Origin of the sequence: Paracoccus sp. MC1854, assembly GCF_014164635.1 — a bacterium.
Lineage (GTDB): Bacteria > Pseudomonadota > Alphaproteobacteria > Rhodobacterales > Rhodobacteraceae > Paracoccus.
The window spans coordinates 19,195-42,201 of sequence record NZ_JACJFU010000016.1 but is presented as its reverse complement, the minus strand read 5'-3'; the positions used below and the strand labels follow the sequence as shown (position 1 = coordinate 42,201).

Below are 23,007 nucleotides of genomic sequence, written 5' to 3'. Positions count from 1 at the left end.
CAAACAACCACAAGGTGACGTCGGACATGGGACTCCTTGGCATCGTTCTTTCGCTCGGGCTGCTGATGTATCTCGCCTATCGCGGGATCAACGTGCTGATCCTCGCGCCGCTGCTGGCGCTGCTGGCCGTGCTGCTGTCGGGGGATCTGCCGATCCTCGCGACCTACACGCAGGTCTTCATGCGCTCGCTCGGCGGCTATGTGATCATCTACTTCCCGCTGTTCCTGCTGGGGGCGATCTTCGGCAAGGTCATGGCCGACAGCGGCGCCGCCCGCACCATCGCCGAGAAGATCGTGGCCAGCGTCGGCGCGCATCGCGCCATCCTGGCGGTGGTGCTGGCCTGCGGGGTGCTGACCTACGGGGGCGTGTCGCTCTTCGTGGTGGCCTTCGCCATCTATCCCATCGCCAACGCGCTGTTCCGCCGCGCGGACGTGCCCAAGCGCCTGCTGCCCGCGGCCATCGCGCTGGGGTCGTTCACCTTCACCATGACGGCCTTCCCCGGCACGCCGGCGATCCAGAACGCGATCCCGATGCCCTTCTTCGGCACCAACGTCTTCGCCGCGCCCATCCTCGGCACCATTGCGGGGGTCATCATGCTGGTGGGGGGCGTCCTGTGGCTGAACCGCCGCTCGGCCGCCGCGCACGCCCGGTCGGAAGGCTACGGCGACCACCCGCGCACCGCCGCCGACAGCTCGCTGCCCGAGGACATGGACCTGCCGGGCTTCGGCATCGCCATCCTGCCGGTGGTCTCGGTCATCGTGCTGAACGCGGTCTTCACCTACATCGTCATCCCGCGGATGGACGCGAGCTACCTCGCGCAGCCGGAATACGGCGCGACCACGCTGCAATCGGTTGCGGGCATCTGGGCCATCATCGTGGCGCTGGTGCTGTCGATCGTGCTGGCGATCGCGCTGAACTGGCACCGTTTCACCAACCTGACCGACAGCGTGAACAGCGGCACGATGGGCTCGCTGCTGCCGATCTTCAACACCGCCTCCGAGGTGGGATACGGCGCGGTCATCGCGTCGCTGCCGGCCTTTGCCATCATCCGCGACGCGGTGCTGGGACTGTTCCCGACCAACCCGGTGGCCTCGCTGGCTGTGGCCGTGAACGTGCTGGCGGGGATCACCGGCTCGGCCTCGGGCGGCATGTCCATCGCGCTGCAGGCCTTGGGCGAGCAGTTCGCCGCGATGGCGCGCGAGCAGGGCATCAGCATGGAGCTGATGCACCGCGTCACCGCCCTTGCCTCGGGCGGCTTCGACGCGCTGCCCCACAACGGCGCGGTCATCACCCTGCTGGCGATCACCGGGCTGACCCACAAGAAAAGCTACGGCGACATCTTCGTCGTGTCGGTCGCGATCCCGGTCTTCGCCACCATCGTCGTGATCCTGCTGGGAGCGATGGGCTAGGCCATGGCGGACAAGATCGTTCCCGCCCGCGACGCCGCGGCCCTTGTCCATTCGGGCGACACCGTCACCACCTCGGGCTTTGTCGGCGCGGGCGTCCCCGAGGCGCTGCTGAAGGCGCTGGCCGACCGCTTCGCCGAGGAAGGCCACCCCCGCGACCTGACCCTGCTGTTCGCCGCCGGACAGGGCGACGGCAAGGGCCGGGGACTGGACCGGCTGGCGGCGCCCGGCCTCGTCAAGCGCATCGTCGGCGGCCACTGGGGGCTGATCCCGCAATTGGGCGCGCGGGCGCTGGCGGGCGAGATCGCGGGCTGGAACTTCCCGCAAGGGGTGATCTCGCATCTGTACCGCGACATCGCCGCGGGCAAGGCGGGTAGCCTGACCCATGTGGGGCTGGAAACCTTTGTCGATCCGCGGCTGGAAGGCGGCCGCATCAGCCCCGCCGCGACCGAGGACCTGGTCGAGCTTGTCACCGTCGCAGGCGTCGAGCGGCTGTTCTTCAAGGCCATGCCGATCCATGTGGCGCTGCTGCGCGGGTCCACCGCCGATCAGCGCGGCAACATCACCATGGAACGCGAGGCCCTGATCCTCGACAATCTCGCGCAGGCGATGGCGGCGCGGAACTCGGGCGGCGTGGTGATCGTCCAGGTGGACGAGGTGGTGGCCGCGGGCAGCCTGCCCGCGCGCGAGGTGGTGATCCCCGGCGCGCTGGTCGATGCCGTGGTCGTGGCGCCCCCGGACCTGCACCCGCAGACCTATGCCACGCAATACAACCGCTACTACACCGGCCGCTACCGCGCCCCCGCCGATGCGGCCGCCCCCCTGCCCCTGACCGACCGCAAGGTGATCGCCCGCCGCGCCGCCTTTGAATTGCCGGTGGGCGGCGTCGTCAACCTCGGCATCGGGATGCCCGAAGGGGTGGCGGCGGTCGCGGCGGAAGAAGGGCTGCTGGACCATGTGACGCTGACGGCCGAGCCGGGGGTGATCGGCGGCCAGCCGGCAGGTGGCCTCGACTTCGGCGCGGCGGTCAATACCGAGGCCACCATCGCCCAGAACCAGCAGTTCGACTTCTACGACGGCGGCGGCCTCGACCTCGCCTGCCTCGGGATGGCCGAGGTGGACGGGACGGGCAACGTGAACGTCAGCCGCTTCGACCCGAAGCTCGCCGGCTCGGGCGGCTTCATCAACATCAGCCAGAACGCCCGGCATCTGGTCTTCGCCGGCACCTTCACGGCGGGCGGCCTGTCCGTCCGCGCGGGCGAGGGCCGGCTGCAGATCGAAACCGAGGGCCGCGCGCAGAAGTTCGGCGCGTCGGTCGAGCAGATCACCTTCTCCGGCGCCCGCGCCGCCCGGCTGGGCCAGCCGGTCCTTTACGTCACCGAACGCTGCGTCTTCCGGCTGGACGCGCAAGGCCTGCGCCTGACCGAGATCGCCCCCGGCGTGGACCTGCAGCGCGACATCCTCGACCGCATGGGCTTTGCCCCGCTGGTGGGCGAGGTGGCCCTCATGGACCCCCGCATCTTCACCGACGCGCCGATGGGGCTCAAGGACGACCTGCTGACCGTTCCCCTGGACCGACGGATCACCTGGGACGCGGGCCGCGAGATCCTGTTCATCAACCTGTCGCGGCTGGCCGTCCGCACGCCCGCCGATGTCGAGGCGATCCGCGACCGGGTCGATGCGGTCGCGGGTCCCCTTGGGCGGCGGGTGGACGTGGTGGTGAACTACGACCAGTTCCACATCGCGGAACCCGTGGAACGGGACTGGGCCGCGATGGTGGACGACCTCGAGGCCCGGCTTTACGGGCGGGTGTCGCGCTATTCCTCCTCGGCCTTCCTGCGCCGCCGCCTCGGCCGCACGCTGGAACGCCGCCGCCGCGGGACCATCCACGACAGCGGACATGCCGCCGAGGAAGCCCTGCGCCAGCAGGACAGCGGCCCGCGCGATCCCGGTAGCTGACCGAAAGGCGCGTCACGGCGTTCCGCCGCCATGCGGGGCCGCAGAAGCGTGGCAGGCGCAGAGCCGCCCGGCCTGCGCTCTACCGGCCTGCGCTCTACCGGCCTGCGTCGAACCGGCCTGCGCGGTGTCTGACGGCATGGACGCACCCTCGAAGCCGGGCTGCGCCCTGCGCTTCCGGCCATGAGCGGCAACCGCCGCCGGCCCGGCCTGCGGCGCGGCGAACCAGCCCGCGCCATGGCCGACGGCCCCGGATGCCTTGGCAGCTTGTCTGAGGGGGGGCGCCGCGTCCCGATGGAACCGATGGGCGGGCCGGGGCTTTCCTCGCAGACCGGCGGCCGGTGCGCCTGTGGCCGGGACCGGGGCCGGGGCCGGGGCCGGGGCCGGCAAAGGGGGGGAGGCGGATGGACGAAGGCAAGGCGGTCGGCAGCACCGCGCGCAAGACCCATGAGGCGGCCGAAAGCGCGGCCTCGGCCGCCGAGGATTCCAGCGCCGCCGCCCGGCAGACGACGCAAGCCGCCGAGCGGACCTCCGAGGCCGCGGAAACCTCGGCCGAGGCGGCAGAGGTCACGGCCAAGGCCGCCGTCGTCACCAAGGACAGCGCCGAGCGCCGGACAGAGCTTGCCGGCGACCGCACCGTTTTCGCGGCCGAGCGGACCTATGCCGCCTGGGTGCGCACGGGGATGGTGGGGCTGGCGGGCGGCATCGGCGCGCGGACGCTGCTGGAGGGGCTGGTGCCGGGCTGGATGGTGATGGCGCAGGCCTCGGTGCTGATGCTGTTTGCGATCTTCTGCTTCACCGCCGGGGTCTGGCGCCAGTTGTTCCGGTTCGAGCCGCTGGCCCCCGACATCCGCAGGCTGCCCGGCTGGGTGCTGATCGCGGTCAATGTCTTCCTGTCGCTGGTCGCCGCGACCGCCCTTCTGGGGATCTGGACCGGCCCCGGGGCCTGAGCGGCCCCTGCCCTATTCCGCCCGCAGCCGCACCCCGGCAAGGCTCGGGTCGCAGCGCCGCGCGGCGGTGACCAGCCGCTGCTGCAGATGCGCCTGCACGTAGCTTGCGTGAAAGCGGCTGGGGGCCAGCAGCAGAAGCTGGCCGTCCTCGACCCCCGCATCGGCAAGCGGCGCGAACCAGGCCTCATAGGCGCCCCGGTCCTCGGTGGACAGCAGCGCCCGCGCCGCCGCCCAGACCGCGCCCGCAGCCCCCTCGCCGCCGCCCGCGCGGCGGAAGGGCACCACCGTGGGGCTGTCGCCCGGTTCCGCGGGCTCGGGTGCGCCGCCAAGGCGGGCGACCAGATCGGGACCGACATTCGCCCATTCGGGCCGGGTGTCTAGCAGGATGCGGTCCAGCCCGAGGCCCAGCACCGAGACCCGCCCCCGCGCGCCCTGCCGCTTGACCGTGATCCAGCCGAGGCTGCGCAGCCGCGCCATGTCGCGCTTGACGGTGCGCTCGTCCACCGCCCAGAGCCGGGCGATCTCGGCCTGCCCCACCGCCAGCTCGTCCCGCTGCCAGTTGTAGCGCGCGGTGATCAGCGCCATCAGCCGCAGCACCATGCGCTGCCGGTGCTGGTCGCCCGCCAGCGCATGGGCCGCCAGCGCCGTCAGCAGGTCATATTTGCGGCTTGCCCCCTCGTGCCCGGCCGGACGGATCGCCTGCATGCTGTCCTCGCTCTCCGGCCCCGCCGCGGGGCTGCCGCCCCTGCCCGGTCGCTGTCCTGTCCCCTGGCTGCGGGCGTCCCCAGAACGCTTTTCGCCGTTATGGGGTCATTAGTGTCCTGTCTGGCCCGCCTGTCAAGCGTGCGCTGCTGTTGCGCCGCAACAGCCACCCAATCCCGCAAAGAAATATCGGTATCATAGGTTATGGGGGACACCCTGGATGTCCCCCATTCCGCCGCAGATGTCCCCTAATCCCTTGCGGCGGGACCAGGGATGTCCCCCAATTCCCAGGGTTCTTCCGCCCCCTGCCAGATCCGGCAACAGCCCGGACGCCCGTCCCCGATTCGGCGCAACGCGGCGCGGGCTGTGGCAGGATGGGCGCCAGACGCCGGCTTTCCGTGAATCAGCAGAAAATGACTTTGCCCCGAATACGAATTCCGCGTAAAAACAGAATTCATGAAAAACAGCGTCCTGCAAAATGGGGAAAAGATGTATTCGCACGAAGACCTCGCGCGGCTTCAACGGCAGTCGCTGCGGATGCAGGGCTGGATCCGGCGCCAGACCTTCAGCCCGGCCGACGAAAAGACCCTGCGCCGGTTTTCCAGCTGGGAGGTCGCCGAGCTGATCTTCCGCATCAACCAGTCCACCTTCCGCGGCAAGCTTGCCGACGAGCCGAACCTTCCCCTCGGGGAAGTTCTGGACGACGGCCGCCAGCGCTGGTTCAGCCTCGACGAGATCAACGAGCTGCGCCGCCGCATCCGCATCAACCGCAAGTCGCTGATGCCGCCGCGCCCGGCGGGCAAGCGGGCGCTGCGCGCGGCCATCGCCAATTTCAAGGGCGGCGCCGGGAAAAGCACGGTCGCCCTGCATCTCGCCCATGCCGCGGCGCTGGACGGCTACCGGGTGCTGGCGGTGGACTTCGACCCGCAGGCGACGCTGTCGCATTCCATGGGCCTGAACAACGTGGACGAGGATCACACCGTCTGGGGGATCATGGCCCGCGACCTCGAACGCGAGACCGACCGCATGAACGCCGCGGCCCAGGGGGCCGAGTCGGGCACCGCCCTGCCCCGGCGCAGGCTGCCGGCCTCGATCCGCGACATGGGCCTCGGCGCCCTGCGACCGGCGGATTTCATCCGGCCCACCTCCTGGTCCACCATCGACATCATCCCCAGTTGCGCCAACGCCGCATTCGTCGAATTCGCCAGCGCCCAGTATCGGCACCTGAACCCGGAATGGACCTTCTTCGCCGCCGTCTCGCGCTTTCTCGACAGCCTGCCGGACGATGCCTATGACCTGATCTTCTTCGACTGCCCGCCCGCCATCGGCTACCAGTCGATGAACGCGGTCTTCGCGGCCGACATGCTCTACATCCCCTCCGGCCCCGGCTACTGGGAATACGATTCCACCACCAGCTTCATCGGCCAGCTTGCCGAGGCGCTCGGCGACCTGTCGCACGGCTTCGAGAACTTCCCCGCGGGGAAGATCGCGCTGCCCAAGGCCTTCGCCGATGTCCGCTTCCTGATGACGCGCTATGAGCCGTCCAACGAATTGCACCAGGCGATGCTGGGGGCCTTCCGCCAAGTCTTCGGCGAGCGGATGGCCGAGCATCCGATCGAGCTGACCCGCGCCGTGGAACAGTCGGGCCGGTTCCTGTCCTCGGTCTACGAGATCGACTACCGCGAGATGACCCGCGGCACCTGGCGCCGCGCCCGCGCCACATTCGACCGCGCCTACGAGGAATTCCGGGGCTACGCGCTGCAGGCCTGGGACAAGCTGGAGGATCGGGCATGAGCCGCAAGCGCCGGATGTTCGACATTGACCTGCCGAAGGACGACGTGGCCGCCCCCCCGGACGCGGCCCTTGAAACCTTCCCCGCGGGGAAGGCCGACCAGCGCCGCGGCCCGATGGCGACCGCCATTGTCGAGACGGCGGAATCGCAGCGCGACCGCGCCCGGATCGAGGCCGGCATCCGGGCCGAGAACGACGCGCTGGCGCAGGAACACGTCCGGCTGAAGCGCGCCGGCCTGATCGTGGACCTGGTCCCGCTGGACGCCGTGGATACCCGCAAGCTGATCCGCGACCGCACCCCGGCGCCGGACCCGGAACTGGGGGAACTGGTGGCCTCGATCCGCGACATCGGGCTGTCGAACCCGATCCGGGTCGAGCCGGGCGAGGACGGGCGCTACGAGCTGATCCAGGGCTGGCGCCGGCTGGCGGCCTATCGCCAGCTTCTGGAGGAAACCGGCGACGCCGAGCGCTGGGGCCGCATCCCGGCCGGCATCGTGGCGCGGGGCGACGCACTGGAGTCGCTGTACCGCCGGATGGTGGACGAGAACCTCGTCCGCAAGGACCTGTCCTTTGCCGAAATGGCGCAGATGGCGCTGCATTACGCCATGGACCCCGAGACCGGCGAGACCGATCCCGAAAAGGCCGTGGCGGTGCTGTTCAAGTCGGCGGGCTACCAGAAGCGCAGCTATATCCGCGCCTTCATCCCGGTGGTCGAGCGGCTGGAAGGCGTGCTGCTTTACCCCCACGAGATCCCGCGCGCCCTCGGCCTCGCGCTGGCGCAGCGGCTGGAGGAGGTGCCGGGGCTGGTGGCCATGATCCGGGCCGAGCTTGCGGGTTGGGACACGCGCTCGGTCCGGGACGAGCTTGAGGTGCTGCGCCGCCACGCGGGGCAGGGGGACGGGACAGAGGATACGGGTGCGAAGCCGCGCCCTTCGCAGGTGCCGGTGCCGGCGGGCAGGGCGCGCACCAGCTTCCAGATCGCCCGCCCGCAGGGCAGCGCCCGCTGCACCGCCACCAACGGGCGGCTTGAAATCCGTCTGCCCCGCGACTTTTCCACCATCGACCGCCGCAAGCTGGAGGCCGCCGTGGCCGAGATGCTGGGGCGGCTGGACTGATCTTCCCCGCGGGGAAGGTCATCGTTCCAGCATCGGGGCGCACCAGCATCGGGGCGCAGTGACCTTCCCCGCGGGGAAGGTCGCCTCGCGGCTACCGGTCAGCCTGACCTCTCGCGCAGGGAAGATTGCAGGCAATGGATAGGGAGGGGATGATCTTCCCCGCGGGGAAGGTGGTCGTCTAACAGCACAGCACGCCGATCTTCCCCACGGGGAAGGTTATCGTTCCAGCATCCGAAGGGTGGTGATCTTCCCCGCGGGGAAGGTGGCCCCAACGGCACAGTATCCTGACCTTCCCCGCGGGGAAGATTGCCGGCCGCAGAAGGATCAGGGCCGATCTTCCCCGCGGGGAAGATGGCTGCTCCAGTGACATGGCGCAGTAGCCTTTCCCGCAGGAACCATCGCGGATTGCAAGGGCGGGGAAAGCCTGATCTTCCCCGCGGGGAAGATGCCGCCGGCAAGGGGCAGGGCGTCAGCCGCTTTCACACTTCAAGCATTGACAGCTTCCCGCAACAGACTAGACTGCCAACCAGTCAGAGGGAATCCCATGCGCGAGATCGGCGCCTTCGAGGCCAAGACCCACCTGTCGGAACTGCTCGCCGCCGCCGAGGCGGGCGAGTCGGTGCTGATCACCCGCCGCGGCGCTCCGGTGGCGCGGCTGGTGCCGGCGGGGCAGGGCAGCGACCGCGCCGCCGCCGTCGCCCGGATGGGCGCGCTGCGGGAAAAGCTCGCCGCTCGCGGCATCGCGCTGGACCCCGCCGGGATCCTGTCGGCCCGCGACGAAGGCCGGCGGTGAGCCTGGTCGTCGATGCCTCGGCGCTGATCGGCTGGGCGATGCCGGATGAAAGCGGGCTGGACCTCGGCCCGGCGCTGGTCAGCCATGACGCGGTGCTGGCGCCCTGGCTGCTGTGGGTGGAACTGCGCAACATCCTGCTGGTCAGCGAGCGCCGGGGTCGTCTGCCCGCGGGCATGGTGGAACAGTTGCTGGGCACATTCGACGCGCTGGCGATCACGCTGGACGCCGCGCCCGAGGGGGCGGTGGTGATCGACCTTGCCCGCCGCCACGGGCTGACGGCCTATGACGCGCTGTATCTGGAAACCGCCCTGCGCCACGGCGCGGCGCTGGCGACGCTGGACCGGGCGCTCATGCGGGCGGCAGAGGCCGAGGGCGTGGCGATCCTTGGCTGAACCGGCCCGCGCGCCCCGCGCGCAGGGACTTACCGCGCGGCCCACACCCCCAGCACGGCGCAAAGCGACCCCAGCGCGGACAGCAGCATGATGACCAGCAGCGGCGTCGCCCCGGCGCCCGGCACAAGGAAATAACCCGCCAGCGCCGCCAGCGCCGCGCCCCCCGCGACCGCGAGCGCGCCCCCGAGGCCGCTGGCGGTGCCGGCAAGATCGGGCCGCACGCTCATCATCCCGGCATTGGCATTGGGCATGACCATGCCGTTGCCCAGCCCCATGACCGCCACCGCGCCGAAGAAGGCCAGCGGATGGTGCAGTTGCGCGAGGTTCGCGGCCAGCGCGCCCCCCACCGCCGCCACCGTCACCACCGCGCCCCAGAGGATCATCCGGTCCATGCCCCACTGCATCGACCAGCGCCCCGAGGCATAGTTGCCCAGGAGATAGCCGATCGAGGGCGCGGCGAACCAGTAGCCGACCTCGGCCGGGGTCAGCCGGAACACCGTCTCGCCCACGAAGGGCGCGCCGCCCAGATAGGCGAAGAAGGCCCCCGAGGCCAGCGTCGCGGCCATCGCATAGCCCCAGAACCGCCCCGACCGCGCCAGCACCGGATAGGCCCGCAACTGGGCGCGCAGCGACAACCCGCCCCGCGCGGTTTCCCCCATGTCGGCCCAGGCCAGCAGCAGCACGGCCAGCCCGAGGACGAACATCGCGGTGAAGCTGGCCTTCCAGCCCCAGAGCTGTTCCAGCGCCCCGCCCGCGATGGGGGCCAGCATCGGCACCACCGCCATGCCCATGGTGACATAGCCGATCCGGCTGGCCGCCGCCGCCCCCGCCACCATGTCGCGCACCACCGCCCGCGACAGCACGAGGCCCGTCGTCACCACCGCCTGGACCATCCGCATGGCGAGGAACCAGCCCGCGTTCGGGGCCAGCAGCGTCCCGGCCGTGGCGGCAAGGAAGATCACCAGCGCCCCCAGCATCACCGGCCGGCGCCCCCAGCGGTCGCTGATCGGCCCGACCAGCAGCTGCACCACCGCCGAGGCCCCGAGATAGGCCGAGACGGACAGTTGCATCACCCCGTATTCGACGCCGAAATGCCGCGCCATGCCGGGCAGCGACGGCAGGAACACGTTCATGGACAGCGCGGCGATCCCCGCCAGCGCCACCAGCGTGGCCATCCTCGGCGGCGTCACCGCCCCGGTCATGAAGGACAATCGTTGCTCTCCGGAAAGATCAGGGCGGAACCCCCTGCCCATGTCGCCATGCGAGGTTCCTGTCCCGAAGGCGCCGCGAAGGCAAGCGGGACGCACCGGGGCCGGTGAGTGTGTGGAGCCTCCACGGTCGAGACCGCTGGCACCCGCAGGGGCTTTCCTGCGCCCGTGGGCGCGGGTCTCCTTATGCCGCCAAGGGTCGCACCGGGGGCGGGGCGACCTATTGGCGGGCCGAAGTCACGATGCCGGGGGGGCGCCGTCCCCGACGCGGCGGAGCATCTCGTTCAGGATGCCCGCGACCCCCTCGGGGGCGTGGTCGGGCAGGTGATGGCCGGCCCTGAGGCTGACCACCTCGGCCCCCGGGATGGCCTGCGCGACCCGTGCCACATATTCGGGCGGCCGCAGCACGTCATCCTCGCCCGAGCCGAGGATCACCGGGCAGGCGACCTCGCCCAGACGCGGGAACAGGTCGGTGCGGCTGAGCATCCGCAGGTAGGCCGCGAAGGACCCCGGATCGTTGGCCATCCAGCGGCCGCGCACCGCGGCGAAATGGTCGGGGTCGGCGTCGCGGTAGGGCTGCGGATAGGTGCGGTCCAGCAGCAGCGGCTCGACCGCGCGCAGGCCCTCGGTTTCCATCCGGTCGGCCAGCGCCCGGACGGCGGCCACGTTTTCGGGCCGGGTGTCGAGGGCCGGGTCCAGCGGGACCACCCCCGCCGCCCGGTCGGGATGATCCAGCGCGAATTGCAGCGCCACCGCGCCGCCGACGGCGCAGCCGGACAGGACCACCGGCCCCTCGATCCCCAGGTGGGTGATCAGGTGGAACAGGTCGGCCGCAAGGTCCGTCATGGCGAAATCGCCCCGGACCCGTTCCGACATCCCCATCCCCCGCATCTCGGGGATCAGGCAGGCCTGGTCCGGCGCAAGATGCGGCAGCACCAGGTCCCAGCTTTCGATCGAGCCGCCCATCTCGTGCAGCAGGATCAGGCACGGCCCCCGCCCCGGACGGTGGCGGTGGCGCAGCAGCTTTCCGTTGACCTCGACCCAGCGCATCGTCGCTCCTCCGTCTGCCTCGGCACATGGGCGGCATCCTATTGCCGGACCGGACCGGCGGGAAAGGGCAGGGCGGGGAATCTTTGCGCTTGACCGGGAAACGGCCGAACTGTTACGATATGCGAACACTTGTCCACCATAAGGACATTTATCATGGTGGTGGAGAAGCGGTGAAAGGGCGACATCCTTGGGGAGGAGTCAGCCATGTTCGACATCAGGATGACGGCTGCGGCCCGCGCGGCCGCCAGGCCCGCCTGCGGCAACAGCGATCATGCCGGATGGAATGCGGCGCCGGCGGGGGTTTGCCCCGGTCATTCCGGTGCAACGCGCACGGCCCTTGCCAACCCGCGCCAGGCGGCGCCGGCAAGGTGATGTTCCCGGCGGCGGCGCGAGGCCGCCTCTGGGTCGGGATGGCCCGCAACCGCGATGGCGGCGCAAGGGCTGTGAACGTCTGACAGCAGAATGACCGGGAGGGGTCGAACAATGTTCAGGTGGTATCAAGAAGGGACGCCGAAAGAGCGCAAGACCTTCTGGGCTTGCTACAGCGGTTGGGCGCTGGATTCTTACGACGTCCAGATCTTCAGCTTCCTTTTGCCGACCCTGATGGGGCTGTGGGCGCTGACCAAGGCCGAGGTCGGGATGATCGGCACCGCGGCGCTGCTGTCGGCGGCCGCCGGCGGCTGGATCGCGGGCATCATCAGCGACCGCATCGGCCGGGTCCGGGTGCTGGTCTTCACGGTGATCTGGTTCACCGCATGGGGCATCGTCGCCGGCTTCGCCCAGAACTACTGGCAACTGATGGCCGCGCGGGTGATGCAGGGCTTCGGCTTCGGCGGCGAATGGGCCGTCGGCGCGGCGCTGATCGGCGAGGTCATCAACCCCAAGCACCGCGGCAAGGCCATGGGCTTCGTGCAGTCGGCCTTTTCGCTGGGCTGGCTGGGCTCGGCGATCACCGCGATCACCATTCTCGCGATCTTCGAGCCTGACCTGGCCTGGCGGATGACCTTCTGGCTCAGCGCGATCCCGGCGGCGCTGATCTTCTGGGTCCGGCGGGGCCTGGACGAATCCACCGCCTACAAGAAGGCGGCCGAGCGGCCGCATGACAAGGCGTCCTTCGCGACCGTCTTCAAGCCGCAATACATCAAGTTCACGACTCTGGGCGCGCTGCTGGTCTTCGGGATGCAGGCCTCGTCCTATGTCGTGCTGATCTGGCTGCCGACGCTGCTGGTGGAACGCGGGCTGCAGAAAGGCTCGCAGCTTCTGACGATCTTCGTGATGGCGACCGGCACCTTCTGCGGCTTCGTGCTGACCGCCTACCTGTCGGACCGCTGGGGGCGCAAGGCCACGCTGCTGTTCATGTCGGTGGCCTCGTGGATCCTGACGGTGACCTACATGCTGGTGCCGCTGACGCCTGCGCTGTCGCATATCCTCAGCTTCTTCGTCGGTGCCGGCGTGATCGGGATGTTCGCGGCGATCGGGCCGTTCCTGTCGGAACTGTTCCCGACCGAGGTGCGCACGACCTGCATGGGCTTTTCCTACAACCTCGGCAAGACCGCCGCGGCCTTCTGCATCACCGGCGTCGGGCTGCTGGCCGTCCCGATGGGGCTGGCGCCGGCCATCGCGGTCTTCTGCTTCGTGGCCTATGCGCTGGCCTGCCTGGCGCTGCTGCTGCTGCCCGAAACCAAGGGGCGCGACCTGACTGCGATCAGCCTGGACCTGCCGGACGGGGCGCAACGGGCGCCCGCCACCTGACGGGGACACCGCCCGTCACGAACGGAAAAACGCGCCGCGGCCATGTGCCGCGGCGCGTTTCATTTGCGGGGGCCGGAGTCGAGGGCGTCAGGACAGCGCCGACAGGATGCCCCTTGCGCGGATGCGCACCGGCTCATCGACCATGGCGCCGTCCACGGCCACGGCGCCGTCGCCCGAGGCCAGCACCCGGCGCGCCCATTCCACCTCGGCCTCGGAGGGCAGGAAGGCGCGGGCGACGGCGGCGATCTGGGCGGGATGGATGCAGAGCTTGCCGGTCATCCCCAGGGCCCGCGCGTGGGCGGCGTCACCATGGGCCACCGCGCCGTCCCCCAGTTGCACCGTCACCCCGTCAAGGGGCGGGGCGATCCCGGCCAGCCGCGAGGCCAGCACAAGTTCGGACCGGGCGGGCAGCAGCACCTCGCGGTCATGCGCGCAGCCGAGGTCGGCGCAGTAATCGACCGAGCCGAAGGCCAGCCGCACCGGCCCCGCCGCCGCGATGGCGCGGGCATTGGCGATGCCCTTGGCGGATTCCACCAGCGCGACCAGCGGCACGTCGCCCAGCCTTCGGGCCACCGCCGATGTGGTTTCGGCATCCTCGGCCTTGGGCAGGATCGCCCCGGAAAAGCGCCCCCCCGCCAGCGCGGCAAGGTCCGCCTCGTGCCATGGCGTGCCCGCGGCATTGATGCGGACCAGCACCGGCCGGTCGGTGAAATCGGCCGAGATCAGCGCCCGCGCGGCCTCCTTGCCCGAGGGTGCGACGGCGTCCTCGAGATCGAGGATCACCGCGTCGGCGCCCGAAGCCGCGGCCTTGGCGAAGCGGTCCGGGCGGTCGGCGGGCACGAACAGCGCGGTGCGGGCCTGCGCGACGCCTACCATTGGACGCGGGCCTCCATCCCGACCGGGCCGTTCGCGCTGGCGGTCCACAGCTTCATGCCCTCGCCGTCGTCGGTGGCGTTCAGGGTGAAATCGGCGGTGTCGAAGATCGGCGACATGGCCCGGACAGTCACCCGCGCGGGCAACGCGCCACGCAGGTCCTGCGCCATATGGACCAGCATCGTCCCCTGCAGCGGGCCGTGGACGATCAGGCCGGGATAGCCCTCGACCTCGCGCGCATAGGGCAGGTCGTAATGGATGCGGTGGCCGATGAAGGTCACGGCCGAATAGCGGAACAGCAAGGGCGGCGTGGGCGTGACGGTCCGCACATGGGCGCCCGCCGGGGCGGGCGGGGGCGCGGCTTTCGCCTTTTCCTCGCCGGCCGGGCCGCGATAAACGATGTCGGTCCGTTCGGTCAGCACCGGGCGGCCGTCGCTGGCGTAGCTGTCTTCCAGCGTGACGAAGCACAGCAGGCCCGAGCGGCCCTCCTTGGCGCTGACGTCGAGGATGCGCGAGACGCGCGAGACGGTTTCGCCGATGCGGATCTCGCCGGTGAACTCCATCGTCGATCCGGCGCGCATCCGCCGCGGCAGGGGCACCGGCGGCAGGAAGCCGCCGCGGGACGGGTGGCCGTCCTCGCCCAATTCGGCGGTGGGGGCGGCGGGCTGGCACAGGCAGTAATGCACCATGCGCGGCGCGTCCGCACCCGGTGCGGTGTCGCCCTCGCGGTCCAGCATCGCGTTGAACCGCTGCGCGAGGACCGGGGTCATCAGCTCGCTGGCGCTTTCCTCGCGCCCGATCCAGCCGCGCAGGTGGTCGAGATCCAGTTGCATACCCGCCCCCTTCAGAAGCTGCGCGGCAGGCCGAGGATATGCTCGCCCACATAGGACAGGATCAGGTTGGTCGAGATCGGCGCGACCTGATACAGCCGGGTTTCCCGGAACTTGCGTTCCACGTCGTATTCGGCGGCAAAGCCGAAGCCGCCGTGGAACTGGATGCAGGCGTTGGCGGCCTCCCAGCTGGCTTTCGCCGCCAGATACTTGGCCATGTTGGCCTGGGCGCCGCTGTCCTGGTGGGCGTCGTAAAGCCGGCAGGCTTCCCAGCGCATGAGGTTCGCGGCCTCGACCTCGATGAAGCTTTCGGCGATGGGGAACTGGACGCCCTGGTTCTGGCCGATGGGACGGCCGAAGACGACGCGCTCGTTGGCGTATTTCGTCACCCGGTCGATGAACCAGTAGCCGTCGCCGATGCATTCGGCGGCGATCAGCGTGCGTTCGGCGTTCAGGCCGGTCAGGATATACTTGAAGCCGCGGCCTTCCTCGCCGATCAGGTTTTCGGCCGGGATCTCGAGGTTGTCGAAGAACAGCTCGTTGGTTTCGTGGTTGACCATGTTGGCGATGGGGTTGACGACCATGCCATTGGCGACCGCCTCCTTGACGTCGACGAGGAAGATCGACAGCCCTTCGGATTTCTTCTTCACCTCGGACAGGGGCGTGGTGCGCGCCAGCAGGATCATCAGGTCGGAATGCTGGACCCGGCTGATCCAGACCTTCTGGCCGTTGATGACATACTTGTCGCCCTTCTTCACGGCGGTGGTCTTGAGTTGCGTGGTGTCGGTGCCGGTGGTCGGCTCGGTCACGGCCATGGACTGCAGGCGCAATTCACCGCTGGCGATCTTCGGCAGGTATTTCTGGCGCTGTTCCTCGGACCCGTGGCGGACAAGGGTGTTCATGTTGTACATCTGCCCGTGGCAGGCGCCCGAGTTGCCGCCCGAACGGTTGATCTCCTCCATGATGACCGAGGCTTCGGCAAGGCCGAGGCCCGAGCCGCCGTATTCTTCCGGGATCAGGGCGGCCATCCAGCCGGCCTCGGTCAGCGCGTCCACGAATTCCGCAGGGTAGGCGCGCTCGTCGTCGATGCGGCGGTGGTATTCATCGGGGAACTGCGCGCAAAGGGCGCGCACCGCGTCGCGGATGTCCTGATACTGGTCCGAGGTCGTGTGCTTCATGGCTTGGGGTCCGGTCAATGCGTTCAGGGAAGGCCCATGCAGGGCCGGTGCGCGGGTCGGGGCCTTGTCAGGCCGCGGGGCGGGGATCGTCGCGGAACTCGGTCGCCCGGACCGAGGGGCGGTCGCGGAAGCCCGCGTGCCAGGCGGCGAGCCTGGGCCGGCCCTCGGGCCAGTTCTCGGCCGAGAAGCGGAAATCGAGATAGCAGAGCGCCACCCCGATGGCGATGTGGCCCACGTCGAAATCCCGCGCGGCGATGGCGTCGATATTGGCCTCCAGCCAGTCGAGGGTGCTAAGGGTCTTGCGCCGCCAGGCTGCGATCTGCTGGTCGCTGCGCTGGGGTTCGGGCCGCATCCGGGTTTCCACCAGCCAAGGCAGGGCGATGTCCATCAGCCCCGAGCCGGTCGCCTCGTCGCGCAGCGCGGCCAGCCGCGCCTCGGGGTCGGCGGGGAACAGCTGCGGCCCGGTGGTCCCGGTCGCGTCGGCCCATTCGCAGATCACCCGGCTATCCCAGATCGGGGGCAGCCCCTCGCGTTCCAGTGTGGGGATCTTGCTGAGGGGGTTGGTTTCCATCAGCCCTTCATGCGGGACCATGGGGTCGGCGGCGGTGCGGACGGTCTGCACCTTGTCCGCGAGGCCCTTTTCATGGATGGCGACCATGGCCTTGCGGACATAGGGCGAGCGGGGCGACCAGTGAAGCGTGGGCATCTGTCCTCCTTCGGGGGAAGCGGGGTTCATGGGCTGTCGGCCTCAAGCGAGGCGCGGTGTTCGGGGGGCGCGATCCCCAGCATCAGGCGGCGGCGGTCGCGCAAGGTGCGGCCGCGCAGGTCGGCCACGCCATGTTCGGTCACGATGATGCCCGCATCGGCGCGGGCGGTGGACACCGGGCCGGACAGGCGGGCGACGATGCGCGACTGCCCGGTTTTCGGCACGCTGGCCGGCAGGGCGATGATGGGAAGCCCGCCCGGTGAACGCGCGGCGGCGCGCAGGAAATCCCCCGCAGCACCCACCGCGCCGACATAGGTGCCGCCCGCGATCTCGGCGTTGATCTGGCCGGTCAGGTCCACCTCGATCGCCGAGTTGATCGCGGCGAAGCGCTCGATCCGCGCAAGCACAGCCGGATCATGGGTGTAGGAGGTGGGCGCCAGCCGCAGGGCGTCGTTGCCATCGGCCCAGGCCCAGGCTTCCGGGCCGCCCATGATCGCGCCGGTGACGGTCAGGCCGGGGTCGATGGACTTGCGGGCATTGGTGAGCGCCCCCCCTGCGGCCAGCCGGGCCACGCCGTCGCCGATGGTGCCGGAATGGATGCCGAGGTCGCGGTGGCCCCCCAGCGCCGCAAGGATGGCCTCGGGCAACTGGCCGATGCCGAGCTGCAGGGTCGCGCCATCCTCGATCAGCCCGGCCACGCGGGCGGCGATGGCTTTCGCCGTTTCCCCGGACCTGGCCTCGGGCATGGCGAGGGGGTCGCGCGAGGAATGGACGATCACGTCGATCTCGTCGGGCCGCACCCGGCGGCTGCCGAAGGTCTGCGGCAGGCGGTCGTTCACCTCGGCCACGACCATGGCCGCGCGGGGGATCAGGTCGGCGATGTATTCCGACACGAGGCCCATGGAATGGCTGCCGTCCGGCCCCGCGGGGGGCAGGTGCAGCAGCAGCAGGTCCACCGGCGACAGCGCATCGGCGAACTGCCCGTAGGTCAGCGGCAGGATGTCGAGCGCCCCCGCCCGCGCCAGCCGCCGGTTGTTCCCGGCCCCGGTGTAGGAGACGAAGCTGACGCAATCGGCGTGTTCCGGCGCGGCCGCGCCCGACAGGGTGATCCCGATCCCGGCGCGGAAGCCGCCGACCCGGTGGCGTGCCGCCATCAGGCTTTCGGTCAGGCACAGCGGCTCGGCCGAGGCCTGGCCCCAGGCCACCATGCCGCCCGCGGGCAGAAGGCCGCGCCAGTCCAGATCGCCGGCGGCGACGGACAGGGCGGCGCGGCCGCTCATTCCTCGGCCCGTTCGAAGACCGCGGCCATGCCCTGGCCGCCGCCGATGCACATGGTTTCCAGCCCGTAGCGCCCGCCCCGGCGGCCGAGTTCACGGACCAGCGTGGTCGCGATCCGCATCCCCGTCGCGCCGACCGGATGGCCCAGCGAGATGCCCGAGCCGTGGACGTTCAGCCGGTCGGGGTCGTTCCAGCCCCAGCCCTTCAGCACCGACAGCACCTGCACGGCGAACGCCTCGTTCAGTTCCACGAGGTCCATGTCGTCAAGGGACAGCCCGTTGCGGGAAAGCAGCTTCTGCACGGCGGGCACCGGGCCGATGCCCATGGTCGCCGGCTCGCAGCCCGCCACGGCCCAGCTGTGGAACCAGGCGAGGGGCTGCAGGCCAAGCTCGGCCAGCTTGTCCTCGGCCACCACCAGACAGGCGGCGGCGGCGTCGTTCTGCTGGGCCGCGTTGCCGGCGGTGACGGTGCCGCCCTTCATGATCGTACGCAGGCCTGACAGGGATTCAGCCGTCACGCCGGGGCGCACGCCCTCGTCGCGGTCAAGGACCACATCCGCCCCTTTCCGCTGGGGGACGGCGACCGGCACGACCTCGTCGGCGAAGACGCCGTTCGCCCAGGCGGCCTCGGCGCGCTGCTGGCTGCGGGCGGCATAGGCGTCGGCCTCCTCGCGGGTGATGCTGTATTCGCGGGCGAGGTTCTCGGCGGTCTCGATCATGCCGGAAATCTTGCCGAAGCGGCGTTCGGGCTGCGAGCGTTCGCGGCCCCGGTCCAGCCGGTCGTACAGATGGATGTTGCCGGCGCGGGCGCCCCAGCGGACGTCGGTGGCGTAATATTCGATGTTCGACATCGATTCGACGCCGCCCGCCATGACCACGTCGCAGGCCCCGGTCTGCACCATCATCGCAGCACTCGCCAGCGCCTGAAGGCCGCCGCCGCAGCGCCGGTCAAGCTGCATCCCCGGCACCCCCACGGGGAAATCGGCTTCCAGCGCGACCCAGCGGCCGATGCAGGGCGCCTCGGAATTGGCATAGGACTGGGCGAAGACCACGTCGTCGATACGTTCCGGGTCAAGCCCGCTGCGTTCGACCACGGCCTTGGCGACCACGGCCCCCAGCTTTTCGGCCGTCAGCGGGCGCAGGGTGCCGCCAAAGGCGCCCACGGGGGTGCGCAGCGGCATGACAATGGCGGCTCGTCGCATGGGGGTCGTCATGGGGGGGCGATCCTTTCCTTTGGGGTCAGCGTTGCGGCAGCGACAGGTCCGGCCAGTCGGCGCCCTCGAAGACATAGCCGTCGCCATCGCGGCGGACATAGCCGCAGCAGGGCGGGCCGAAATGCATCGGCATGATCAGGGTGCCCTTGTCGGCGGCCTCGGCCAGAACCCGGGCGCGGGTTTCGCGCGCGACGTCGGGCAGGGCGCAATAGGCGGTGTTGAGGTCGGGATGGGCGATCTGCAGCGGCGAATGGAACACGTCGGCGGTGAACAGCCCTTCCTCGCCGTCGGATTTCAGGCGGAAGCTCAGCATCCCCGGCGTGTGGCCGGGCACGGGTTCCACCGTCAGGCAGCCGAGGATCTCGCCGGCGTCGTCGGCGATGAAATCGACCAGCCCGGCATCGACCACCGGCACCACGCTGTCGTCCCAACTGTCGTCCATCACCGCGTCGCGGGCCTGCTTCAGCGCGACCTCATAGTGACGGAAGTCGGTTTCGGGCATCAGGTAGCGGGCATTGGGGAAGGTCGGCACCCATTCGCCGTCCACCAGCACCGTGTTCCAGCCGGTGTGGTCCATGTGCATGTGGGTCTGGATCACATGGGTGACGCGCTCGCGCCCGGCGCCGGCTGCCTCCAGCCATTCCAGCACGCGGTTGTTCAGCCGGTTCATCCGGGCCGCGGCGCGGGGCTTGTCGTTGCCGACGCCGGTGTCGATCAGGATCACCTTGCCGTCCAGTTCGACCACCCAGATCTGGATGGTGACGATCAGCCGGTTCATCGCGGGGATGTAGTGATGCGGCGCCAGCCAGTCGGCCGCCGCGTCCAGTTCCGCCTGCGGCAGCGAGGGGAACAGGAAGGCCGGGTCATGGGTCGGGGCTGCGTATTCGACGACGCGCGTCACGCGGGCGCGGCCGATGGTGCGGGACTGGATCATCTGGCGGCTTCCTTTTGCAATCAGGCGCGCGGCGGCAGCGGCAGGCCCTCGGGGGTGATGTATTGCGGGCTGCCCACGAAGCCTTCCGACAGGGGGGCGTGGTAGTAGAAGGTGATCTGCCGCTTGCGGAAACGCCAGAGCCCATCCTCGCGCCGCAACTCGTCGTCGTAATGCCCGGCCGAGACGTAGGACACGCCCTTCTTGACCGACAGATACTGCATCGAGATGCGGCCGGTGGCGGTGTCGCCGTCCAGTTGAACGGTGGCGTTGGTGCAGAAATGCCAGAAGCCTTCGGCCAGCCGGTCCACCGTGGTGCTGAAGAAGCGGTGGATGGCGTCGCGGCCGGTCACATGGGCAAGGCCCTGGAACTCGCCGTCGGCGGTGAACAGCGTGGCCAGCGCGTCCCAGTCGCGGGCATCCAGCACATGGCAGTAATGCGCGCGCAGTTCGGAAATGGCCTGCCGGTCCTCGACCGCGCGCAGCCTGGCGTCCAGATCGTTCATCCTTGCCTCCTTCAAGCGGCCGTCACGCGGGCCGGGCGCAGCTCGGCGCCGGTCATGCCCTGCAACTGGTCATGGGTGATGCCGGGCACCATCTCGACAAGCTCGAAGCCGCGGGGGGTCACGTCGATCACGGCCAGGTCGGTGTAGATGCGCCCGACCGCGCCGGGGGCGGTCAGCGGATAGGCGCAGCTTTCGACCAGCCGCGGGGCGCCGTCCTTGGTGACGTGGTTCATCGCCACCCACACCCGGCGCGCGCCCACCGCCAAGTCCATCGCCCCGCCCACCGCGGGCGCGGTGTCGTTTTCCGAGGTCGCCCAGTTGGCGATGTCGCCGTTCGCGGCGACCTGGTAGGCCCCCAGAACACACAGGTCCAGATGCCCGCCGCGGATGATGGCGAAGCTGTCGGCGTGGTGGAAATAGGACCCGCCGGGCTGCAGGGTGATGTACTGCTTGCCCGCGTTGATCAGCCAGGGGTTGACGTCACCCTCGTCCGGGGCGGGACCGATGCCGAGGATGCCGTTCTCCGAATGGAAGACCACCTCGCGGTCCTCGGGCACCTCGTCGGCGACCAGCGTCGGCACGCCGATGCCCAGGTTGACATACCAGCCCTCGGGGATGTCCTGCGCGATCCGGGCCGCGATCTCGCGGCGGGAACGCGGCTTCCAGCTTGTGCTGTCCATGATGACCTCTCGATGACCGGTGTCAGAGCCGGGGGGCCCCGTATTCGATATGCACGACGCGGTTGACGAAGATGCCGGGGGTGACGATCACCTCGGGGTCCAGCGTTCCCAGCGGTTCCAGATGCTGGGCCTGCGCGATCGTCAGCCCCGCCGCCATGGCGCAGACCGGGTTGAAGTTGCGGCTGGCGTCCTTGTAGGTCAGGTTGCCCCAGCGGTCGGCCTGCCAGGCCTCGACCAGCGCCACGTCGCCGGGAAGCGCCTGTTCAAGGACGTGCTGGCGGCCGCCGAACTCGCGCACCTCTTTCCCCGCGGCCAGTTTCGTGCCGGCCCCGGTGGGGGTGTAGAAGGCGGGGATCCCCGCGCCCGCCGCCCGCATCCGTTCGGCCAGCGTGCCCTGCGGCACCAGTTCCAGTTCCAGCCTGCCGGCCTTGTAGACTTCCTCGAAGATGGTCGAGCCGACGATCCGGGGATAGCTGCAGATCAGCTTGCGGATGCGGCCTTCCTTCAGCAGCCGGGCCAGCCCGACCTGTCCGTAGCCGGCGTTGTTGGCCACCACCACGAGGTCCCTGACGCCGGTTTCCAGCACCCCCTCGATCAGGTGGGTCGCCTGGCCCACCGCGCCGAAGCCGCCAAGCAGCAGCGTCATGCCGTCGGTGATGCCCGAAAGCGCCTCGGCCACAGAGGTAACGGTCTTGTCTATCATCCCCGACGCCTCCCCGCGCCCAAAAGTCCAGTATGCGAACTTTTGTCCAATATTGGGCTATGCTCACGCGTCTGTCAAGAAGACAGTTGTTCGCATACCGGACTTGTGGCGATGGAATGCCGCAGCTAACCTGCAGCCTCTTCGCAAGACCGCCAACCTTTTTCCCGGCTACCGTGAACATGAACAAGATCGACGAGGCCGCCGTCGCCGGCACGGGCCGTTCCACCGACTTTGTCGAGGCGCTGGCGCGGGGGCTGCGGGTGCTGGAATCCTTCACCCTGCCGGGCAACGACATCCAGCGCGGACGCATGACGCTGACCGAGGTGGCGAAGCTGACGAACCTGACGCGCGGCACCGCGCGGCGGCTGCTTCTGACGCTGAAGGACATGAACTACGTCGATTCGGACGGAAAGCAGTTCTGGCTGACGCCGCGGCTTTTGCGGCTGTCGCAGGGCTTCCAGACCCCCATCGGGCTGGGGGACCAGGCCGTGGCGCTGCTGCACGCGCTGACGCAGGTGATCGACGAATCGGCCTCGGTGGCGATCCTGGACCTTGAATCGGTGGTCTATGTCTGCCGGGTCGAGGTGCGGCGCATCTATTCCTCGCGGATCGTCAACGGCACCCGGCTGCCGGCGGCCTCGACCTCGGTCGGGCGGGTGCTGCTGGCCAGCCTGTCGGACGAGCAACTGGGGATCTGGCTCGACCGCTTCCCGCTGCAGAAGCTGACCCCCCGCACCATCGTGGACCGCGCGGCCTTTCTGGACGAGATCGCGCGGATCAGGGCGCAGGGTCATGCGATCCTCGACCAGGAGCTTGAGATCGGCATCCGCTCGGTCGCGGTGCCGATCGTCAACGATCTCGGGCGGACGATGGCGGCGCTGAACGCCTCGACCTCGACGGCCCGGCATTCGACGGCGGACCTGCGGGACGTGTTCCTGCCCGAGCTTCTGAAGACCTCGGCGGACCTGTCCAGGGTGATGAACTGGTAGCGGCG

General features: G+C 69.8%; 22 protein-coding genes. 9 read left to right on the top strand and 13 right to left on the bottom strand.

What is annotated here, in order from left to right; genetic code table 11:
- The first annotated feature begins 26 nt into the window (after positions 1–26).
- The 3 genes from H5395_RS12465 to H5395_RS12455 all read left to right on the top strand — a co-directional run bounded on the left by H5395_RS12465 (position 27) and on the right by H5395_RS12455 (position 4,312).
- Entirely contained in the window at positions 27–1,409 is a 1,383-nt protein-coding gene (locus H5395_RS12465; RefSeq protein ID WP_182792907.1) for a GntP family permease, read from the top strand.
- 3 nt (positions 1,410–1,412) lie between these two features.
- Positions 1,413–3,365 (top strand): acyl CoA:acetate/3-ketoacid CoA transferase, encoded by a 1,953-nt coding sequence (locus H5395_RS12460; protein WP_182792906.1) that lies wholly within the window; start codon positions 1,413–1,415, stop codon positions 3,363–3,365.
- A gap of 401 nt (positions 3,366–3,766) precedes the next feature.
- Complete coding sequence (locus H5395_RS12455; protein WP_182792905.1) at positions 3,767–4,312, top strand: DUF202 domain-containing protein; 546 nt, start codon at positions 3,767–3,769, stop codon at positions 4,310–4,312.
- Positions 4,313–4,324: 12 nt separating this feature from the next.
- Here the strand turns inward: H5395_RS12455 and H5395_RS12450 are convergent, their stop codons facing one another.
- The gene (locus H5395_RS12450; RefSeq protein ID WP_182792904.1) at positions 4,325–5,017 is read right to left on the bottom strand and encodes a DnaA N-terminal domain-containing protein; all 693 of its coding nucleotides are present in this window, start codon (positions 5,015–5,017) and stop codon (positions 4,325–4,327) included.
- A 486-nt stretch (positions 5,018–5,503) separates the two neighbouring features.
- On the opposite strand from H5395_RS12450, the gene H5395_RS12445 reads away from it, so the two are divergent.
- The 4 genes from H5395_RS12445 (at position 5,504) to H5395_RS12430 (ending at position 9,105) form a co-directional block, all read left to right on the top strand.
- Positions 5,504–6,808 carry an AAA family ATPase gene (locus H5395_RS12445; protein WP_182792903.1) on the top strand — a complete coding sequence of 435 codons (1,305 nt, stop codon included), beginning with the start codon at positions 5,504–5,506 and terminating at the stop codon, positions 6,806–6,808.
- Entirely contained in the window at positions 6,805–7,920 is a 1,116-nt protein-coding gene (locus H5395_RS12440; protein WP_182792902.1) for a ParB N-terminal domain-containing protein, read from the top strand. Before H5395_RS12445 ends, H5395_RS12440 begins: the two co-directional genes overlap by 4 nt.
- A gap of 544 nt (positions 7,921–8,464) precedes the next feature.
- Positions 8,465–8,713, top strand: a complete 249-nt coding sequence (locus tag H5395_RS12435) for a type II toxin-antitoxin system Phd/YefM family antitoxin (RefSeq protein ID WP_182792901.1) — start codon at positions 8,465–8,467, stop codon at positions 8,711–8,713.
- Positions 8,710–9,105, top strand: coding sequence for a type II toxin-antitoxin system VapC family toxin (locus tag H5395_RS12430; RefSeq protein WP_182792900.1), 396 nt, complete (start codon positions 8,710–8,712; stop codon positions 9,103–9,105). The genes H5395_RS12435 and H5395_RS12430 overlap by 4 nt, the downstream gene beginning before the upstream one ends.
- Positions 9,106–9,134: 29 nt before the next feature.
- On the opposite strand, the gene H5395_RS12425 is transcribed toward H5395_RS12430, so the two are convergent.
- Both H5395_RS12425 and H5395_RS12420 read right to left on the bottom strand, forming a co-directional pair.
- Entirely contained in the window at positions 9,135–10,307 is a 1,173-nt protein-coding gene (locus H5395_RS12425) for a multidrug effflux MFS transporter (RefSeq protein ID WP_182792899.1), read from the bottom strand.
- A gap of 243 nt (positions 10,308–10,550) precedes the next feature.
- Positions 10,551–11,363: an alpha/beta fold hydrolase gene (locus tag H5395_RS12420; protein WP_182792898.1), complete on the bottom strand. Its 813-nt coding sequence runs from the start codon at positions 11,361–11,363 to the stop codon at positions 10,551–10,553.
- A 483-nt stretch (positions 11,364–11,846) separates the two neighbouring features.
- Between H5395_RS12420 and H5395_RS12415 the strand changes: the two genes are divergently transcribed.
- On the top strand, positions 11,847–13,115 hold the full coding sequence (locus H5395_RS12415) for an MFS transporter (RefSeq protein ID WP_182792897.1): 1,269 nt from the start codon (positions 11,847–11,849) through the stop codon (positions 13,113–13,115).
- A gap of 87 nt (positions 13,116–13,202) precedes the next feature.
- Here H5395_RS12415 and H5395_RS12410 read toward each other — a convergent pair whose 3' ends face one another.
- The 10 genes from H5395_RS12410 to H5395_RS12365 form a co-directional block, all read right to left on the bottom strand.
- On the bottom strand, positions 13,203–13,991 hold the full coding sequence (locus tag H5395_RS12410) for a CoA ester lyase (RefSeq protein WP_182792896.1): 789 nt from the start codon (positions 13,989–13,991) through the stop codon (positions 13,203–13,205).
- Complete coding sequence (locus tag H5395_RS12405; RefSeq protein WP_182792895.1) at positions 13,985–14,821, bottom strand: MaoC family dehydratase N-terminal domain-containing protein; 837 nt, start codon at positions 14,819–14,821, stop codon at positions 13,985–13,987. Before H5395_RS12405 ends, H5395_RS12410 begins: the two co-directional genes overlap by 7 nt.
- Positions 14,822–14,832: 11 nt before the next feature.
- On the bottom strand, positions 14,833–15,996 hold the full coding sequence (locus tag H5395_RS12400; protein ID WP_182792894.1) for an acyl-CoA dehydrogenase family protein: 1,164 nt from the start codon (positions 15,994–15,996) through the stop codon (positions 14,833–14,835).
- A 67-nt stretch (positions 15,997–16,063) separates the two neighbouring features.
- Positions 16,064–16,702, bottom strand: coding sequence for a glutathione S-transferase family protein (locus H5395_RS12395; RefSeq protein ID WP_182792893.1), 639 nt, complete (start codon positions 16,700–16,702; stop codon positions 16,064–16,066).
- Between the two features lie 26 nt (positions 16,703–16,728).
- Complete coding sequence (locus H5395_RS12390) at positions 16,729–17,982, bottom strand: acetyl-CoA hydrolase/transferase family protein (protein WP_182792892.1); 1,254 nt, start codon at positions 17,980–17,982, stop codon at positions 16,729–16,731.
- Positions 17,979–19,193 carry an acetyl-CoA C-acetyltransferase gene (locus tag H5395_RS12385; protein ID WP_255440645.1) on the bottom strand — a complete coding sequence of 405 codons (1,215 nt, stop codon included), beginning with the start codon at positions 19,191–19,193 and terminating at the stop codon, positions 17,979–17,981. Before H5395_RS12385 ends, H5395_RS12390 begins: the two co-directional genes overlap by 4 nt.
- Before the next feature lie 25 nt (positions 19,194–19,218).
- Positions 19,219–20,127: an MBL fold metallo-hydrolase gene (locus H5395_RS12380; protein WP_182792891.1), complete on the bottom strand. Its 909-nt coding sequence runs from the start codon at positions 20,125–20,127 to the stop codon at positions 19,219–19,221.
- A gap of 20 nt (positions 20,128–20,147) precedes the next feature.
- On the bottom strand, positions 20,148–20,630 hold the full coding sequence (locus H5395_RS12375) for a nuclear transport factor 2 family protein (protein ID WP_182792890.1): 483 nt from the start codon (positions 20,628–20,630) through the stop codon (positions 20,148–20,150).
- 11 nt (positions 20,631–20,641) lie between these two features.
- Complete coding sequence (locus H5395_RS12370) at positions 20,642–21,310, bottom strand: 3-oxoacid CoA-transferase subunit B (RefSeq protein WP_182792889.1); 669 nt, start codon at positions 21,308–21,310, stop codon at positions 20,642–20,644.
- A 22-nt stretch (positions 21,311–21,332) separates the two neighbouring features.
- A complete protein-coding gene (locus H5395_RS12365) occupies positions 21,333–22,013 on the bottom strand; it encodes a 3-oxoacid CoA-transferase subunit A (RefSeq protein WP_182792888.1) in 681 nt (226 codons plus the stop codon).
- 179 nt (positions 22,014–22,192) lie between these two features.
- On the opposite strand from H5395_RS12365, the gene H5395_RS12360 reads away from it, so the two are divergent.
- Positions 22,193–23,002, top strand: coding sequence for an IclR family transcriptional regulator C-terminal domain-containing protein (locus tag H5395_RS12360; protein WP_182792887.1), 810 nt, complete (start codon positions 22,193–22,195; stop codon positions 23,000–23,002).
- The last annotated feature ends 5 nt before the right edge of the window (positions 23,003–23,007 follow it).

Coding starts and splice junctions, on each gene's coding strand:
- H5395_RS12365 (WP_182792888.1), bottom strand. CDS start 22,013: ATGATAGACAAGACCGTTACCTCTGTGGCCGAGGCGCTTTCGGGCATC.
- H5395_RS12390 (WP_182792892.1), bottom strand. CDS start 17,982: ATGAGCGGCCGCGCCGCCCTGTCCGTCGCCGCCGGCGATCTGGACTGG.
- H5395_RS12385 (WP_255440645.1), bottom strand. CDS start 19,193: ATGACGACCCCCATGCGACGAGCCGCCATTGTCATGCCGCTGCGCACC.
- H5395_RS12395 (WP_182792893.1), bottom strand. CDS start 16,702: ATGCCCACGCTTCACTGGTCGCCCCGCTCGCCCTATGTCCGCAAGGCC.
- H5395_RS12425 (WP_182792899.1), bottom strand. CDS start 10,307: ATGACCGGGGCGGTGACGCCGCCGAGGATGGCCACGCTGGTGGCGCTG.
- H5395_RS12445 (WP_182792903.1), top strand. CDS start 5,504: ATGTATTCGCACGAAGACCTCGCGCGGCTTCAACGGCAGTCGCTGCGG.
- H5395_RS12400 (WP_182792894.1), bottom strand. CDS start 15,996: ATGAAGCACACGACCTCGGACCAGTATCAGGACATCCGCGACGCGGTG.
- H5395_RS12455 (WP_182792905.1), top strand. CDS start 3,767: ATGGACGAAGGCAAGGCGGTCGGCAGCACCGCGCGCAAGACCCATGAG.
- H5395_RS12370 (WP_182792889.1), bottom strand. CDS start 21,310: ATGGACAGCACAAGCTGGAAGCCGCGTTCCCGCCGCGAGATCGCGGCC.
- H5395_RS12405 (WP_182792895.1), bottom strand. CDS start 14,821: ATGCAACTGGATCTCGACCACCTGCGCGGCTGGATCGGGCGCGAGGAA.
- H5395_RS12440 (WP_182792902.1), top strand. CDS start 6,805: ATGAGCCGCAAGCGCCGGATGTTCGACATTGACCTGCCGAAGGACGAC.
- H5395_RS12375 (WP_182792890.1), bottom strand. CDS start 20,630: ATGAACGATCTGGACGCCAGGCTGCGCGCGGTCGAGGACCGGCAGGCC.
- H5395_RS12410 (WP_182792896.1), bottom strand. CDS start 13,991: ATGGTAGGCGTCGCGCAGGCCCGCACCGCGCTGTTCGTGCCCGCCGAC.
- H5395_RS12465 (WP_182792907.1), top strand. CDS start 27: ATGGGACTCCTTGGCATCGTTCTTTCGCTCGGGCTGCTGATGTATCTC.
- H5395_RS12380 (WP_182792891.1), bottom strand. CDS start 20,127: ATGATCCAGTCCCGCACCATCGGCCGCGCCCGCGTGACGCGCGTCGTC.
- H5395_RS12460 (WP_182792906.1), top strand. CDS start 1,413: ATGGCGGACAAGATCGTTCCCGCCCGCGACGCCGCGGCCCTTGTCCAT.
- H5395_RS12435 (WP_182792901.1), top strand. CDS start 8,465: ATGCGCGAGATCGGCGCCTTCGAGGCCAAGACCCACCTGTCGGAACTG.
- H5395_RS12420 (WP_182792898.1), bottom strand. CDS start 11,363: ATGCGCTGGGTCGAGGTCAACGGAAAGCTGCTGCGCCACCGCCACCGT.
- H5395_RS12450 (WP_182792904.1), bottom strand. CDS start 5,017: ATGCAGGCGATCCGTCCGGCCGGGCACGAGGGGGCAAGCCGCAAATAT.
- H5395_RS12415 (WP_182792897.1), top strand. CDS start 11,847: ATGTTCAGGTGGTATCAAGAAGGGACGCCGAAAGAGCGCAAGACCTTC.
- H5395_RS12360 (WP_182792887.1), top strand. CDS start 22,193: ATGAACAAGATCGACGAGGCCGCCGTCGCCGGCACGGGCCGTTCCACC.